Consider the following 15,244-nt stretch of genomic DNA (forward strand, 5'->3'; position numbering starts at 1 on the left):
TTCCCAGACACCATCGCGCGCTCCGGGGTCGCTGAGTCGGCCCCGGAGCGCTGTGATGTCTGCATGACACAACCGGTGGAGCTGGGCCCGAAGCCGCTGACCCTCGAGGACGTGCACGCCGTCGCTCGCGAGGGTGCCCAGGTGACGATCACCGAGGCGGCCCGCGAGGCGGTCGGCACCGCCCGCGGCCACATCGAGCAGCTCGCCACGGCCGAACGCCCCACCTACGGCGTCTCGACCGGGTTCGGCGCGCTCGCCGTCCGGCACATCCCGCCGGACCGCCGCGCCCAGCTGCAGCGTTCCCTGATCCGCTCCCACGCCGCCGGGGCCGGCCCCGAGGTCGAGCGCGAGGTCGTGCGGGCGTTGATGCTGCTGCGGCTGCGCACCCTCGCGACCGGCCACACCGGCGTCCGGCTGTCCACTGTGGAGGCCATGGCCGGGATGCTGAACGCCGGCATCACGCCCGTGGTGCACGAGTTCGGCTCGCTGGGCTGCTCCGGCGACCTGGCGCCGTTGTCGGCCAGCGCGCTCGCGCTGATGGGCGAGGGCATGGTCCGCAACGCCGCCGACGAGCTCGTCCCGGCCGCCGAGGCGCTCGAGGCCGCGGGCATCGAGCCGGTGCGGCTGGCCGAGAAGGAGGGCCTGGCGCTGATCAACGGCACCGACGGCATGCTCGGCATGCTGTCGCTGGCGATCGCCGACTTCAGCCGGTTGCTCGACGTCGCCGACCTCACCGCCGCGATGAGCGTGGAGGCGTTGCTGGGCACGGACCGGGTGTTCTCCCCGGAGCTGCACGCGCTGCGCCCGCACCCCGGCCAGACCGTGTCGGCCGCGCGCATGCTCGCGTTCCTGCGCGACTCCGAGATCGTCGCCTCGCACCGCGGCCCCGACTGCACCCGCGTGCAGGACGCGTACTCGCTGCGCTGCTCCCCGCAGGTGCACGGCGCGGCCCGCGACACCGTGGCGTACGCGGCGACGGTGGCCGACCGCGAGCTGTCGTCGGTGATCGACAACCCGGTGGTGCTGGCCGACGGCCGGGTCGAGTCCAACGGCAACTTCCACGGCGCGCCCGTCGCGTACGTGCTGGACTTCCTCGCCATCCCGCTCGCGGACGTGGCGTCGATCGCCGAACGCCGCACCGACCGCATGCTGGACGTCTCCCGCTCGCACGGCCTGCCGCCGTTCCTCGCCGACGACCCCGGCGTCGACTCCGGCCACATGATCGCCCAGTACACCCAGGCCGCGATCGTGTCCGAGCTCAAGCGCCTGGCCGTGCCCGCGTCCGTCGACTCGATCCCGTCGTCGGCGATGCAGGAGGACCACGTCTCGATGGGCTGGTCCGCCGCCCGCAAGCTGCGCAAGGCCGTCGACGGACTCACGACCGTGCTGGCCGTCGAGCTGCTCACCGCCGCTCGCGCCCTCGACCTGCGCGCGCCCCTCAAGCCCGCCCCCGCGACGGCCGCCGCCGTGGCGAAGCTGCGCGAGACCGTGCTCGGTCTCGGCCCTGACCGCCACCTCGCGCCCGAGATCGCCGCCGCCGAGGCCCTGATTCGAAGTGGAGCCCTGTAATGGTTGTTCGTGCTGACCGAGGTACCGCGCTGACCGCGAAGAACTGGTCGACCGAGGCCGCGCTGCGGATGTTCCACAACAACCTCGACCCGGACGTCGCCGAACGCCCCGACGACCTGGTCGTCTACGGCGGCACCGGCAAGGCCGCACGCGACTGGCCGTCGTTCGAGGCGATCACCCGCGAGCTGAAGAACCTGGAGGCGGACGAGACGCTGCTGGTGCAGTCCGGCCGTCCCGTCGGCGTCATGCGCACGAACGAGTGGGCGCCGCGGGTGCTCATCGCGAACTCGAACCTGGTGCCCGACTGGGCGAACTGGCCCGAGTTCCGCCGCCTGGAGGCCGAGGGCCTCACGATGTACGGGCAGATGACCGCCGGTTCGTGGATCTACATCGGCACCCAGGGCATCCTGCAGGGCACGTTCGAGACGTTCGCCGCGGTCGCCACCAAGCGCTTCGGCGGCACGCTGCGCGGCACCCTCACCGTGACCGCCGGCCTCGGCGGCATGGGTGGCGCGCAGCCGCTCGCCGTGACGATGAACGAGGGCGTCGCGCTGTGCATCGAGGTCGACCCGCACCGCGCCCAGCGTCGCCTGGAAACCCGCTACCTCGACGAGATCGCCGACGACCTGGACTCGGCCGTCGAGCGCGTGCTGGCTGCGAAGGCCGCCGGTGAGGCCGTGTCCGTCGGCGTGGTCGGCAACGCGGCGGAGATCCTCCCCGAGCTGCTGCGCCGCGAGGTCCCGGTCGACATCGTCACGGACCAGACCTCCGCGCACGACCCGCTGGCGTACCTGCCGGTCGGCGTCCCGCTGGAGGAGTGGGAGGACTACGCCGGCGCGAAGCCGGACGAGTTCACCCAGCGCGCGCGGGAGTCGATGGCCACCCACGTCGAGGCGATGGTCGGGTTCATGGACCGCGGCGCCGAGGTGTTCGACTACGGCAACTCGATCCGCGGCGAGGCCCAGCTCGGCGGCTACGAGCGGGCGTTCGACTTCCCGGGCTTCGTGCCCGCCTACATCCGGCCGCTGTTCTGCGAGGGCAAGGGCCCGTTCCGCTGGGCCGCGCTGTCCGGCGACCCGGCCGACATCGCCGCCACCGACCGCGCGATCCTGGAGCTCTTCCCGGAGAACGAGCAGCTCGCCCGCTGGATCAAGATGGCAGGTGAGCGCGTCGAGTTCCAGGGCCTGCCCGCCCGCATCTGCTGGCTCGGCTACGGCGAACGACACCTCGCGGGCCTCAAGTTCAACGAGATGGTCGCCTCCGGCGAGCTGTCCGCGCCGATCGTGATCGGCCGCGACCACCTCGACTGCGGCTCGGTCGCCTCCCCGTACCGCGAGACCGAGGCCATGGCCGACGGCTCCGACGCGATCGCCGACTGGCCGCTGCTCAACGCCCTGGTCAACACCGCCTCCGGTGCGACGTGGGTGTCCATCCACCACGGCGGTGGCGTGGGCATCGGCCGGTCCATCCACGCCGGCCAGGTCACCGTCGCCGACGGCACCGAGCTGGCCGCGCGGAAGATCGAGCGCGTGCTGACCAACGACCCCGGCATGGGCGTGATCCGGCACGTGGACGCCGGGTACGACGAGGCCAAGGCCGTGGCCGCCGACAAGGGTGTGCGCATCCCGATGGAGGGCTGAAAATTGTCAGACCTCGCTGGGAGAATTGAGATCGGGGGACCCCCGGGAGGGGACGCCTGCGTGAGCGTGCCGCGGTTGCCGGTCGGGAGCGTGGCGAGCATGCCGGTGGGCGGGTCGAGGTGGTCTGCGGCGGGTGCTCGGAGGGCGTCGGCTGCGGGCGTGGCGAGTTCGTCGGTGACGGGCGCGCGGAAGGTGCCGGTTGTGGGCGTGCCGCAGTCGTCGGTGGCAGGCGCACCGAAGTTGTCTGCCGCGGGCGTGTCGAAGTCGTCCGCGGCGAGCGTGCCGATGTCCGCTGCGGCGAACGCGCGGAAGTTCTCTGCGGCGAGCGCGCCGACGTTGTCTGCGGCGAGCGCGCCGAGGTCATCTCCGGCGAGCGTGCCGACGTTGTCTGCGGCGACCGTGCCGAGGTCACCGGTCACGAGCGCACCGAGGTTGCCGGTCACGAGCGCACCGAGGTTGCCGGTCGCGGGGGCACCGAGCTTGTCGGTCGCGGGCGTGTCGAGGTGGTCTCCAGCGAGCGTTCCGGCATCGTCAGCCGCGGACGAGCCGAAATTGTCGGTGCTGCCTGGGATAATTGAACCAGGGGACCCCTCCGGAGGGGACCCCTGCGTGAGCCTGCCGGTGGAGGCGCGGTGATGCTGGACCAGATCGCGGACGTCGGCCGGGACGCCAAGCGCGGCGGTTACTCCCGCCACGGTTACGACAAGCCCGAGTTGGAGCTCCGGCACTGGTTCGTCGAGCAGGCGGTCCGCCGCGGGCTCAACGTCGAGACCGACCAGAACGGCAACCTGTGGGCGTGGTGGGGTGAGCGCGGCGACAACGCGCTCGTCACCGGCAGCCACCTCGACTCGGTGCCCGGCGGTGGCGCGTTCGACGGCCCGCTCGGGGTGACGTCGGCGCTGCAGGCGGTGGACGTGTTGCAGGCGAAGGGTTTTACGCCCGCGCGGCCGTTCGCCATCGCGGTGTTCGCCGAGGAGGAAGGTGGCCGGTTCGGGGTTGCGTGCCTCGGGTCGCGCCTGCTCACCGGTGCCATCGCGGCCGACAAGGCGCTGGGGCTCAAGGATCCCGATGGTGTCACGCTGGCCGAGGCGATGAAGGCCGCCGGCTACGACCCGAACCTGGCCGGCCGGGACGAACGGGCGTTGAACCGCATCGGCCAGTTCGTCGAGCTGCACGTCGAGCAGGGGCGTGGCCTCACGGTTCCGGTCGGCGTGGCGAGCAGCATCCTGGCGCACGGGCGGTGGCGGTTCACGTTCTCCGGCGAGGGCAACCACGCGGGCGCGACGCTGATCGAGGACCGCAGGGACCCGATGCTCCCGGCCGCGCGGCTCGTCCTCGCCGCGCGCAAGGCGGCCAGGGACGGCGGGCGGGCGACCGTGGGCAGGATCGTGCCCAACCCCGGCGGCACCAACGTCATCGCGTCCACTGTGGACGTCTGGCTGGACGCGCGGGACAGCGACGACGAACGCACCCGTGCCATGGTCGCCGAGATCTCCGCGGCGGCGCGCGAGGCCGCTGAGGAGGAGGGTTGCGTGGTCGGCATCACCGAGGAGTCGTACGGCGACACGGTGCACTTCGACGCACGCCTGCGTGACGACATCGCGGGTGCGCTGGGCGGCGTTCCGGCGTTGCCGACGGGTGCGGGGCACGACGCGGGCATCCTCGCCGCGCACGTGCCGACGGCGATGTTGTTCGTGCGCAACCCGACCGGCGTGAGCCACGCGCCGGAGGAGTTCGCCGAACAGGCCGACGTCGACGAGGGCGTCCAGGCGCTGGCCGCCACGATCGAACACCTCGGCTCATGAACTTCTGGTGCGAGCGGGCCTGGTTGCCCGAGGGACTCGCCGAACGCGTGCTGGTCAGGGTCGAGAACGGCCGGATCGCCAGCGTGTCCACTGTGGACACGATTCCGCTGGGTGTGCGGAGGCTGTACGGCGTCGTCGTGCCGGGCTTCGCGAACGCCCACTCGCACGCGTTCCACCGGGCGTTGCGCGGCCGCACGCACGACGGCGGCGGCACGTTCTGGACGTGGCGCGAAAGCATGTACGCGCTGGCGGGCAAGCTGACGCCGCAGTCGTACTACCGCCTGGCCCGCGCGGTCTACGCGGAGATGGCGGTGGCCGGGGTGTCGGCCGTCGGCGAGTTCCACTACGTCCACGACCGGTCGAACGAGTTCGGGTACGCGCTCAGGGAAGCCGCGGCGGACGCGGGCATCCGGCTGACGCTGCTCGACACCTGCTACCTCGCCGGCGGCATCGACCAGCCGCTCAACGAGGTGCAGCAACGGTTCTCCGACGGCACGGCCGAGGCGTGGGCGGCGCGCGTGGCCGACCTGAGGTCCGACGACGTGATGCGCGTCGGTGCCGCGATCCACTCCGTCCGCGCCGTTCCGCGCGCCGAGCTGTCCGTGGTGGCGCAGGCGTTCCCGGACGCGCCGCTGCACGTCCACCTCTCCGAGCAGCCCGCGGAGAACCAGGCCTGCCTCGACGCCTACGGCCTGACCCCGGCCGGGCTGCTGGCCGAGGCGGGAGCGCTGGGACCGCGCACCACCGCCGTGCACGCCACCCACCTGACGCCTGATGACATCGCGACCCTCGGGAGCACCGGCACCGGCGCGTGCTTCTGCCCGACCACCGAGGCCGACCTGGCCGACGGCATCGGGCCGGCCCGCGAGCTCGCCGACGCGGGCAGCCCGCTGTCGCTGGGCAGCGACCAGCACGCCGTGATCGACCCGCTGCTGGAGACCCGCGCGCTGGAGCACAACGAGCGCCTGCGCACCGGTCAGCGCGGCCGGTTCGCGCCGGTCGAGCTGCGTGACGCCGCCACCCGGCACTCCGCGCTGGGGTGGGACGGCGGCCGGATCGAACCGGGCGCGCCCTGCGACCTGGTGGCGATCAGCCGCACGACGCCGCGCACCGCGGGATCGCTGCCCGAACAGGTCTTCCTGTCCGCGACTGCGTCCGACGTGGACACCGTCGTGGTCGGCGGCCGGGTGGTGGCCTCCGGTGGCGTGCACGAGACCCTGGGAGACGTCGGCAGGCTGCTGACGACCGCGATCGAGGAGCTGTGGGCATGAGCGTGCTGATCACCGGCATCGGTGAGCTCACCACGAACACCGACGACACCGGCGACGCGCTGGTCCTCGACGGCGACCGGATCGCCTGGATCGGCGCGGCGGCGCAGGCCCCGGCAGCGGACGAGCGCGTCGACGTCGAGGGCCGCGCGGTGCTGCCCGGCTGGGTCGACTCGCACACCCACCTGGTCTTCGCGGGCGACCGCACCGCCGAGTTCGGCGCGCGCATGGCCGGCAAGCCCTACACCGCGGGCGGCATCGCGGTGACCGTCGGCGCGACCCGTGGCGCGTCGGACCAGGAGCTGTCCGGGGTGGTGCGCCGGCACGTGGCGGAGGCGCTGCGGCAGGGCACCACCTTCCTGGAGACCAAGACCGGCTACGGCCTCAACGTGCAGGACGAGGTGCGGTCGGCCCGCATCGCCGCCGAGCACGTCGAGGAGGTCACGTTCCTCGGCGCCCACCTGGTCCCGCCGGGCGAGGACGCCGACACCTACGTCGACCTGGTGCGCGGCGAGATGCTCGACGCGGTGGCGCCGCTGGTGCGGTGGGCCGACGTGTTCTGCGAGAAGGGCGCGTTCGACTACGACCAGTCGAAGGCCGTGCTGACCGCGGCCGCCGCCAAGGGCCTCGGCCTGCGCGTGCACGGCAACCAGCTCGGCGAGGGTCCCGGCGTGCGGCTGGCCGTCGAGCTCGGCGCCGCCTCCGTCGACCACTGCACGTACCTGTCGCAGCAGGACGTCGACGCGCTCGCCTCGTCGGACACCGTCGCCACGCTGCTGCCGGCGTGCGACCTCTCGACCCGCCAGTCGCTGCCGCCGGCCCGTGCGCTGCTCGACGCGGGCGCCACGGTCGCGCTGGCCAGCAACTGCAACCCCGGCTCGTCCTACACCTCGTCGATGGCGTTCTGCGTGACGACCGCGGTGCTGCAGATGTTCCTGAGTGTCGAGGAGGCCGTCCGCGCCGCCACGCTCGGCGGAGCGCAGGCCCTGCGCCGTGACGACGTCGGCGTGCTCCGCGTCGGCGCCCGCGCTGACCTGCACGTCCTCGACGCGCCGTCGATCACCCACCTCGCCTACCGGCCCGGCGTCCCGCTCACGCACGCGGTGTGGAAGAACGGCGAACAGGTGGTCTGACACCGCCAGGTAGCGATCTTGTAACCCTCCGTGTGGGCCTACTGATACGGGGTGGGACGGCCGTATGGTTCCGTCCGTGGCGGATTTCGCGGACGCGCTGACGAAGGCCGTCGACGACAGCGGCCTCAGCCTCGAACGGATCCAGCACCACCTGGCCGCCCGCGGCATGCAGGTGAGCGTCTCGACGCTGAGCTACTGGCGGCGCGGCCGCAGCCGGCCGGAGCGCCCCGAGTCGTTGAAGGTCGTCACGGCGCTGGAGGAGCTCCTCGGGCTCGCCGAAGGACACCTCACCGACCGGCTCGGCGGCAAGCGGCCGCGAGGGCGCTGGGTCGGGCAGGCGATGTCCCTGGAGGACATGTGGGACTCGCGGGCCACCGACCTCGGCGAGGTCATGGCGCGCATCGACCGGCAGCCCACCGCCTCGACCTACCTCAGCGTGCGCGACCGGCTGGTGGTCGGGCCGGACCGGCGTGAGGTCGAGATGCACTGCACGGGCGTCGTGCAGGCGCTGGAGGACGGCACCGACCGGTTCCTGGCGATCCAGCTGGCCGACGCCACGGACCTCGGCGTGGCCACGATCGAGGCGGGGCCACCGTGCCGGCTCGGGCGGGTGCGCAGCGAGGACGCCACCGGCTTCCTCGTCGCGGAGATCCTGTTCGACCGGATGCTGCGGGCGGGGGAGACGGCGCTGGTCGACTACACCGTGCGAATACAGCCCGGCGCCGACAGCGAGGTCTGCGACCGGCGGTTCCTGCGGCCGGTGGGCGACTACGTGCTGCAGATCGACTTCCACCCCGACGCCGTGCCCGCGCGGTGCTACCAGTTCACCCGGCCCTCGCTGCAGGAACCGGAGACCGCGCTCACCGACCTGTGGATCGGGACGACCGCGTCCACGCACATCCACGTGCGCAACCAGAAGCCGGGAATTTATGGAGTGCGGTGGGAGTGGGACTAGTACCCACTCCCACCGCCAGGCGCCCCCGGTGGATCGACGCACGGCCGAGCCGCATTCGGCCGGGCGTCAAGGGCGCAGGATGGCCGTCGCCGGTGCAGGGTGTCGCGGCGACGGCAGGTCTCACACCTTCAGCAGCAGGTTCGGCGAACCCGTCCTGATGTCGGTGAGCTTGCCGGGCGTGGCCGCCCCGACGAGGGCGCCACGCACCTGGGCGGGCGTCGCCGACGGGTTCGCGCTCAGGTAGAGCGCCGCCGCACCCGCCACGTGCGGCGAGGCCATCGAGGTGCCGCCCATGGACCGCGTGCCGGTGTCACTGCTGTGCGACGCGGACACGATCTCGCTGCCGGGCGCCCAGATGTCCAGACAACGGCCGTAGTTCGACGAGCCGGCCGACCAGATCGACCGCCTGTCGGTGCGGTCCGACGCGCCCACGGTGATCGCCTCCGGCGTGCGGGCCGGGGTGAAGTTGCACGCGTCCTGGCCGCTGTTGCCGCCCGCGAGCACGTAGGTGACGCCGGCGCCGATCGACCGCCGGACGGCGTTCTCCAGCGAGCTGTTCGTCCCGCTGCCACCGAGGCTCATGTTCACCACGGCCGGCTTCTTCGCGTTCTGCGTCACCCAGTCGATGCCGCGGATGATGCCGTCCCACGGACCGCTGCCCGCGCAGTCCAGCACCCGCACCGCGACCAGCTTCACCTGCTTCGCGACACCGTAGGTCTTGCCGCCGACCGTGCCCGCGACGTGCGTTCCGTGGCCGTTGCAGTCCTGTGCCACTGAATCGTTGTCGATGAAGTCGTAACCGTCCGACGCGCGATTCTCGAAATCGACGTGCGTCTTGCGGACACCGGTGTCGAGAATGTACGCGGTCACGTTCGAAGCGGTGTTCGGGTACGTGTAGGCGCGGTTCAGCGGCAGGCTCGCCTGGTCGATCCGGTCCAGGCCCCAGGTCGGGTTGGACTGGGTGCCCTGGATCGTCGCGTAGGTGTTGCGCTCGACGAAGTCGACGGCCGGGTCGGCCGCCAGCCTGCGGGCCTGCCGATCGGACAGGCCTGCGACGGAGAAACCGTTCAGCGCGGCACTGAACGTGTGCCGCACCGTGCCGTGGTAGCGGGCGGCCAGCGCGTCGGCAGAGGTGTGCGCGCCGTCCTTGAGCACCACGATGTAACTGCCTTCGACCGCCTGCGTGCCCGCACCCGGCAGCACGTCCTGTTCGGCGGCGGCGGTGGGCGCCCACATCGCTGTGGCGGCGATGCCGAGCACCGCGGCAATTGCAACACGACCTCGTTGTCGTGCCATCGGTTCCTCCTGGCAGGGAATGAGCTGTGGAACGTGACGAACATAACCGCACTAACGGGTGAAATGGCAGGTTCGAAAATTCAGTCGGCAATACTGTCAAAACTGTTGTGGTGCTGTGGACGGGTGTGAACGAGAAATATTGTTCACAAATGCCCCCGGACCTGCGCCGACCTGGAGCAGCTCCACGTGGCACGACGCCGCGCGGCGAGGCAGGGTTGAGGGCATGGACTACACCAACCTCGGCCGCAGCGGCCTCTCTGTCTCCCGCCTGTGCCTCGGCACGATGAACTTCGGCCCCGAGACGACCGAGGCCGACAGTCACGCGATCATGGACCGCGCGCACGAGCACGGCCTGAACTTCTTCGACACCGCCAACGTCTACGGCTGGAAGATGGGCGAGGGCGTCACCGAGCAGATCATCGGCCGGTGGTTCGCGCAGGGCGGTGGCCGCCGCGAGAAGACCGTCATCGCCACCAAGCTCTACGGCAGCATGGGCGAGTGGCCCAACGAGACCAAGCTGTCGGCGTTGAACATCCGCCGTGCCGCCGACGCCTCGCTCAAGCGCCTGCAGACCGACTACATCGACCTGTACCAGATGCACCACGTCGACCGTGACACGCCGTGGGACGAGATCTGGGAAGCGTTCTCGGTGCTGCGCCAGCAGGGCAAGGTCATCTACTTCGGCTCGTCGAACTTCGCCGGCTGGCACCTCGCCCAGGCGCAGGAGGCCGCCCGCACGCGCGGGTTCCTCGGCCTGGTGTCCGAGCAGTCGATCTACAACCTGATGACCCGCTGGATCGAGCTGGAGGTGCTCCCCGCGGCCCGCCACTACGGCCTCGGCGTCATCCCGTGGTCGCCGCTGTCCGGCGGCCTGCTCGGCGGCGTGCTGCGCAAGCAGCGCGAGGGCGGTGCCTCGCGGTCCAACGCCGAGCGCTACCAGGCCGTGCTCGCCAAGCACCAGGAGGCCATCGAGGGCTACGAGAAGCTCTGCGCCGACATCGGCGAGGACCCGGCCAACGTCGGCCTCGCGTGGCTGCTGCACCAGGAGGGCGTCACCGCGCCGATCATCGGCCCGCGCACCGCCGAGCAGCTCGACAACTCACTGCGGGCAGCGGAGCTGAAGCTCGACGCGGACGTGCTCGCGAAGCTGGACGAGCTGTTCCCCGCGCCCGCTCCGAACGGCTCCAAGCCGGCCCCCGAGGCCTACGCCTGGTAACCGCTCCATCGCTGCTCCGCCCCATGCGGGGGCCTTTCGCACGCTGCTGTCGTACGAAAGCTCCCCGCGTGGCACATGAAGCAGGGGAGCGGGTGGTCAGTCCTCGAAGTCGTCGTCGTCGCGCGCCAGGAAGGTGGCGAAGCGCTCGATCGGCGTCTCGAAGTCGGGGTTGGCGTCGACGAACTCCCGCAGCTTGTCGGCGAGCCACGCGAAGGTGACCTCCTCCTCGCCGCGCCGCTTCTCCAGCTCCTCGATGCCGCGATCGGTGTGGTACATGGCTGAGAACTCCTGTGGGGGCTGAGAACAACGAGCCGCCGGACCCTTGGGGCCCGGCGGCTCGTCACTGGCTCACTGCGGGACCTAGTCGAACGCGCGGTTGATGATCTCGCGCTGCTCGACCTCGTGCACCTTGCTCGAACCGGCCGACGGGGCGGCCATCGGGCGGCGCGACACGCGGCGGACACCGGAGAGGTGCGAAGGCAGCAGCTCCGGCAGCGCCAGGCCGTAGAACGGCCACGCGCCCTGGTTCGCCGGCTCCTCCTGAACCCAGCGGATGTCCTTCGCGTTCGGGTAGCCCTCCAGCGTCTCGGTCAGCTTGCGCGCCGGGACCGGGTAGAGCTGCTCGACACGCACGATCGCCACGTCCGTCGCGCCGCGCTTCTCCCGCTCCGAGTGGAGCTCGTAGGAGATCTTGCCGCTGCACAGCAGAACCTTCGTGACCGCGTTCGGGTCCTTCACGGTCGGGTCGTTCATCACCGACTGGAAGCGGTCGTTGATGAACTCGTCCGTGCCGGACACCGCGGCCTTGAGGCGCAGCATCGACTTCGGCGTGAAGACGATCAGCGGCCGGTCGACGCCGTCGAGGGCGTGGCGGCGCAGCAGGTGGAAGTAGTTCGCCGGCGTCGACGGCACCGCGACGGTCATGGAGCCCTCGGCGCACAGCTGCAGCCAGCGCTCGATGCGGCCCGACGTGTGGTCGGGGCCCTGGCCCTCGTGGCCGTGCGGCAGCAGGATCACGACGTCGGAACGCTGACCCCACTTGGCCTCACCGGACGAGATGAACTCGTCGATGATCGGCTGCGCGCCGTTGACGAAGTCACCGAACTGCGCCTCCCACAGCACCAGCGCCTGCGGGTTCGCGACCGAGTAGCCGTACTCGAAGCCGACCGCCGCGAACTCCGACAGCACCGAGTCGTAGACCATGAACTTGCCCTGGTCCGGCGACAGGTTCTGCAGCGGCGTGTACTCCTCGCCGGTCTTGCGGTCGATCAGGGTCGCGTGGCGCTGCACGAACGTGCCGCGGCGCGAGTCCTGGCCGGCCAGGCGGACCTTGCGGCCCTCCAGCGCGAGCGAGCCGAACGCGAGCAGCTCCGCGAACGCCCAGTCGATGCCGCCCTCGCGCGCCATCTTGGCGCGGCGGTCGAGCACCGGCTTGACGCGGGCGTGCGGGGTGAAGCCCTCCGGCAGGTTCACGTGCGCGTCGGCGATGTGCTCCAGCACCTCGCGCGTGATGCCCGTGGGGAGCTTGGCCGGGATCTGCTGCTCGGACTCGACCGACGGGCTGACCGTGACCGGGTGCTTCTCGAGCTCGCGGACCTCGTTGAAGACGTGCTCCAGCTGGCTGGAGAAGTCCTGCAGCGCCTTCTCGGCCTCTTCCACCGTGATGTCGCCGCGGCCGATCAGGGACTCGGTGTAGGTCTTGCGCACCGAGCGCTTCTGGTCGATCACGTCGTACATCGCCGGCTGGGTCATCGAGGGGTCGTCGCCCTCGTTGTGACCGCGGCGGCGGTAGCAGACCATGTCGATCACGACGTCCTTGCGGAACCGCTGGCGGTAGTCGACAGCGAGCTTCGCGACCCAGTAGCAGGCCTCGGGGTCGTCACCGTTCACGTGGAAGATCGGCGAGCCGATCATCTTCGCGACGTCGGTCGAGTACTTCGACGACCGCGAGTGCTCCGGCGCGGTGGTGAAGCCGACCTGGTTGTTCACGACGATGTGGACCGTGCCGCCGGTGCGGTAACCGCGCACCAGGGCCAGGTTCAGCGTCTCGGCCACGACACCCTGACCGGCGAACGCCGCGTCACCGTGCAGCGCGACCGGCAGCACCGGGAAGATGTCGCCGCCGATGCCGATGAGGTCCTGCTTGGCGCGCACGATGCCCTCGAGCACCGGGTCGACCGCTTCGAGGTGCGACGGGTTCGCCGTCAGCGACACCTTGGTCTCGCCGTCGCCGAACATCCGGAAGTACTTGCCCTCGGCACCGAGGTGGTACTTCACGTCGCCGGAGCCGTGCGCCTGACCGGGGTCGAGGTTGCCCTCGAACTCGCGGAAGATCTGCGAGATCGGCTTGCCGACGATGTTCGCGAGCACGTTCAGGCGGCCGCGGTGCGGCATCGCGATGACGACCTCGTCGAGCTCGTGCTCGGCTGCCTTGTCCAGCACCGCGTCGAGCAGCGGGATGACGGTCTCGCCGCCCTCCAGCGAGAACCGCTTCTGGCCGACGTACTTCGTCTGCAGGAACGTCTCGAACGCCTCGGCCGCGTTGAGCTTGCTGAGGATGTACTTCTGCACTGTGGCCGGGGGCTTCTCGTGCGGAACCTCGACGCGTTCCTGGATCCACTGCCGCTCTTCCGGCTCCAGGATGTGCATGTACTCGACGCCGACGGTGCGGCAGTACGAGTTGCGCAGCACGCCCAGGATGTCGCGGAGCTTCATCCGCTCCTTGCCGGCGAACCCGCCGACCGGGAACTCGCGGTCGAGGTCCCACAGCGTCAGGCCGTGGCTCAGGACGTCGAGGTCCTGGTGGCTGCGCTGGCGGTAGTTCAACGGGTCCGTGTCGGCCATCAGGTGGCCGCGCGTGCGGAACGCGTCGATCAGCTCGATCACGCGGGCGGTCTTGTCGACAGCGCCCTCGGGGATGTCGGCGACCCAGCGGATGGGCTCGTAGGGCAGCCGCAGCGACGCGAAGATGTCGTCGTAGAAGCCGTCCTCGCCCAGCAGCAGCTGGTGGACGCGCTTGAGGAACTCGCCCGACTCCGCACCCTGGATGATGCGGTGGTCGTAGGTGCTCGTCAGCGTGATGATCTTGCTGACGCCCATGTCGGTGAGCGCCTGCTCGCTGGTGCCCTGGAAGTGCGCGGGGTACTCCATCGCACCGACGCCGATGATGGCGCCCTGACCGGCCTGCAGCCGCGGCACCGAGTGGTTGGTGCCGATCGTGCCGGGGTTGGTCAGCGAGATCGTGGTGCCGGAGAAGTCCTCCGTCGTCAGCGACCCGGAGCGAGCCTTGCGGATCAGGTCCTCGTAGGCCTGCCAGAACTGCGTGAACGTCATGTTCTCGCAGCCCTTGACCGACGCGACGACCAGCGTGCGCTGCCCGTCCTTGCCGGGCAGGTCGATCGCCAGACCGAAGTTCACGTGCTCCGGCGTGACGACGAACGGCTTGCCGTCGACCTCGGCGTAGTGCCGGTTCATGTTCGGGAAGGCCTGCAGCGCCCGCACCACCGCGTAGCCGATGACATGGGTGAAGGAGACCTTCCCGCCACGCGTCCGCTTCAGGTGGTTGTTGATGACGATGCGGTTGTCGGCCAGCAGCTTGGCGGGCACGGCACGCACGCTGGTCGCGGTCGGAACGGTGAGCGACAGCTCCATGTTCTTCGCGATGGCGGCGGCGGCTCCGCGCAACTGCTTCTGCTCGGGCTGCGCACTCGGCGTGACCGGGGCTGCCTTCGCGGCCTGCTGCGGAGCCGGCTTGGCCGCCGGCTTCGGCTGCGGCGCGGCCTTGGGAGCCGCCGCTGCCTTGGGTGCCGCCGCCTTGGGAGCAGACGCGGCCTGTGCTTTGCCGTTGTCCGCGGCCGGCGGCGTCACGGTCGCGGTGGTCGTCGCGCCACCCGCGCTCGCCGCGGCGGCGTTCCCGTTGCCGCCCGCTCGCTTGTAGTCGGCAAAGAAGTCATGCCATGCCGGGTCTACGGATGACGGGTCCGCGAGGAACTGCTCGTACATCTCCTCGACGAGCCACTCGTTCGGCCCGAATTGTGACGCAGGACTGCTGCTGGACACGGCTGGCGCTCGCCTCTATCCATCTCGCTCTTGGTGTTGACTCATGCGGTAGTCAGGCTAGTCCCCCCAGCGCGGGCCTTCACACGCTGGAGGCACCTGGCAAGGAGTGCTCTGTCACAGGATCGATCAGGACGGCCCCCGCGTCACCCGCAGTTGAGCATCTCTTGATGTGCGTCTCGCTACGCCCCTCCCTTTCGGAGATTGTCCGTCGAGCCGTTTGGACGGGCACACGCACCGAGCGCATCGATCAGTTCACAGCAGGTACGACAACTCCGCCTGCTCGAATGATCCCACCTCGCGCGC

General features: G+C 70.7%; 11 protein-coding genes. 8 read left to right on the top strand and 3 right to left on the bottom strand.

The window, feature by feature from the left end:
- Positions 1–63: 63 nt before the first annotated feature.
- The 7 genes from hutH (at position 64) to ADL03_RS26600 (ending at position 8,370) form a co-directional block, all read left to right on the top strand.
- A complete protein-coding gene (gene hutH, locus ADL03_RS26575) occupies positions 64–1,569 on the top strand; it encodes a histidine ammonia-lyase (RefSeq protein ID WP_053736275.1) in 1,506 nt (501 codons plus the stop codon).
- A complete protein-coding gene (gene hutU, locus ADL03_RS26580; RefSeq protein ID WP_053736276.1) occupies positions 1,569–3,209 on the top strand; it encodes a urocanate hydratase in 1,641 nt (546 codons plus the stop codon). Before hutH ends, hutU begins: the two co-directional genes overlap by 1 nt.
- Before the next feature lie 119 nt (positions 3,210–3,328).
- Positions 3,329–3,787, top strand: coding sequence for a hypothetical protein (locus ADL03_RS47395; RefSeq protein ID WP_157529255.1), 459 nt, complete (start codon positions 3,329–3,331; stop codon positions 3,785–3,787).
- Between the two features lie 57 nt (positions 3,788–3,844).
- Positions 3,845–5,014 (top strand): allantoate amidohydrolase, encoded by a 1,170-nt coding sequence (locus ADL03_RS26585; protein WP_053736298.1) that lies wholly within the window; start codon positions 3,845–3,847, stop codon positions 5,012–5,014.
- Positions 5,011–6,285 carry a formimidoylglutamate deiminase gene (locus ADL03_RS26590; RefSeq protein ID WP_053736277.1) on the top strand — a complete coding sequence of 425 codons (1,275 nt, stop codon included), beginning with the start codon at positions 5,011–5,013 and terminating at the stop codon, positions 6,283–6,285. Before ADL03_RS26585 ends, ADL03_RS26590 begins: the two co-directional genes overlap by 4 nt.
- The gene (hutI, locus tag ADL03_RS26595) at positions 6,282–7,415 is read left to right on the top strand and encodes an imidazolonepropionase (RefSeq protein WP_053736299.1); all 1,134 of its coding nucleotides are present in this window, start codon (positions 6,282–6,284) and stop codon (positions 7,413–7,415) included. The genes ADL03_RS26590 and hutI overlap by 4 nt, the downstream gene beginning before the upstream one ends.
- A 76-nt stretch (positions 7,416–7,491) precedes the next feature.
- The gene (locus ADL03_RS26600) at positions 7,492–8,370 is read left to right on the top strand and encodes a hypothetical protein (RefSeq protein ID WP_157529257.1); all 879 of its coding nucleotides are present in this window, start codon (positions 7,492–7,494) and stop codon (positions 8,368–8,370) included.
- Between the two features lie 120 nt (positions 8,371–8,490).
- On the opposite strand, the gene ADL03_RS26605 is transcribed toward ADL03_RS26600, so the two are convergent.
- Positions 8,491–9,666, bottom strand: a complete 1,176-nt coding sequence (locus ADL03_RS26605; protein ID WP_053736279.1) for a S8 family peptidase — start codon at positions 9,664–9,666, stop codon at positions 8,491–8,493.
- A 223-nt stretch (positions 9,667–9,889) separates the two neighbouring features.
- On the opposite strand from ADL03_RS26605, the gene ADL03_RS26610 reads away from it, so the two are divergent.
- The gene (locus ADL03_RS26610) at positions 9,890–10,882 is read left to right on the top strand and encodes an aldo/keto reductase (protein ID WP_053736280.1); all 993 of its coding nucleotides are present in this window, start codon (positions 9,890–9,892) and stop codon (positions 10,880–10,882) included.
- A 96-nt stretch (positions 10,883–10,978) separates the two neighbouring features.
- On the opposite strand, the gene ADL03_RS26615 is transcribed toward ADL03_RS26610, so the two are convergent.
- Together ADL03_RS26615 and ADL03_RS26620 are read right to left on the bottom strand one after the other, a co-directional pair.
- Positions 10,979–11,158: a DUF6104 family protein gene (locus ADL03_RS26615; RefSeq protein ID WP_030471325.1), complete on the bottom strand. Its 180-nt coding sequence runs from the start codon at positions 11,156–11,158 to the stop codon at positions 10,979–10,981.
- An 84-nt stretch (positions 11,159–11,242) separates the two neighbouring features.
- The gene (locus ADL03_RS26620; protein WP_082373495.1) at positions 11,243–14,941 is read right to left on the bottom strand and encodes a multifunctional oxoglutarate decarboxylase/oxoglutarate dehydrogenase thiamine pyrophosphate-binding subunit/dihydrolipoyllysine-residue succinyltransferase subunit; all 3,699 of its coding nucleotides are present in this window, start codon (positions 14,939–14,941) and stop codon (positions 11,243–11,245) included.
- Positions 14,942–15,244: the final 303 nt, after the last annotated feature.

It is taken from the genome of Nocardia sp. NRRL S-836 (assembly GCF_001279525.1).
In the GTDB taxonomy this organism is placed as follows: domain Bacteria; phylum Actinomycetota; class Actinomycetes; order Mycobacteriales; family Pseudonocardiaceae; genus Lentzea.

Bases quoted from the DNA above. Each gene is read 5' to 3' on its own strand.
- ADL03_RS26585 (WP_053736298.1), top strand. From the start codon at position 3,845: ATGCTGGACCAGATCGCGGACGTCGGCCGGGACGCCAAGCGCGGCGGT.
- ADL03_RS26610 (WP_053736280.1), top strand. From the start codon at position 9,890: ATGGACTACACCAACCTCGGCCGCAGCGGCCTCTCTGTCTCCCGCCTG.
- hutH (WP_053736275.1), top strand. From the start codon at position 64: ATGACACAACCGGTGGAGCTGGGCCCGAAGCCGCTGACCCTCGAGGAC.
- ADL03_RS26605 (WP_053736279.1), bottom strand. From the start codon at position 9,666: ATGGCACGACAACGAGGTCGTGTTGCAATTGCCGCGGTGCTCGGCATC.
- hutI (WP_053736299.1), top strand. From the start codon at position 6,282: ATGAGCGTGCTGATCACCGGCATCGGTGAGCTCACCACGAACACCGAC.
- hutU (WP_053736276.1), top strand. From the start codon at position 1,569: ATGGTTGTTCGTGCTGACCGAGGTACCGCGCTGACCGCGAAGAACTGG.
- ADL03_RS26590 (WP_053736277.1), top strand. From the start codon at position 5,011: ATGAACTTCTGGTGCGAGCGGGCCTGGTTGCCCGAGGGACTCGCCGAA.
- ADL03_RS26615 (WP_030471325.1), bottom strand. From the start codon at position 11,158: ATGTACCACACCGATCGCGGCATCGAGGAGCTGGAGAAGCGGCGCGGC.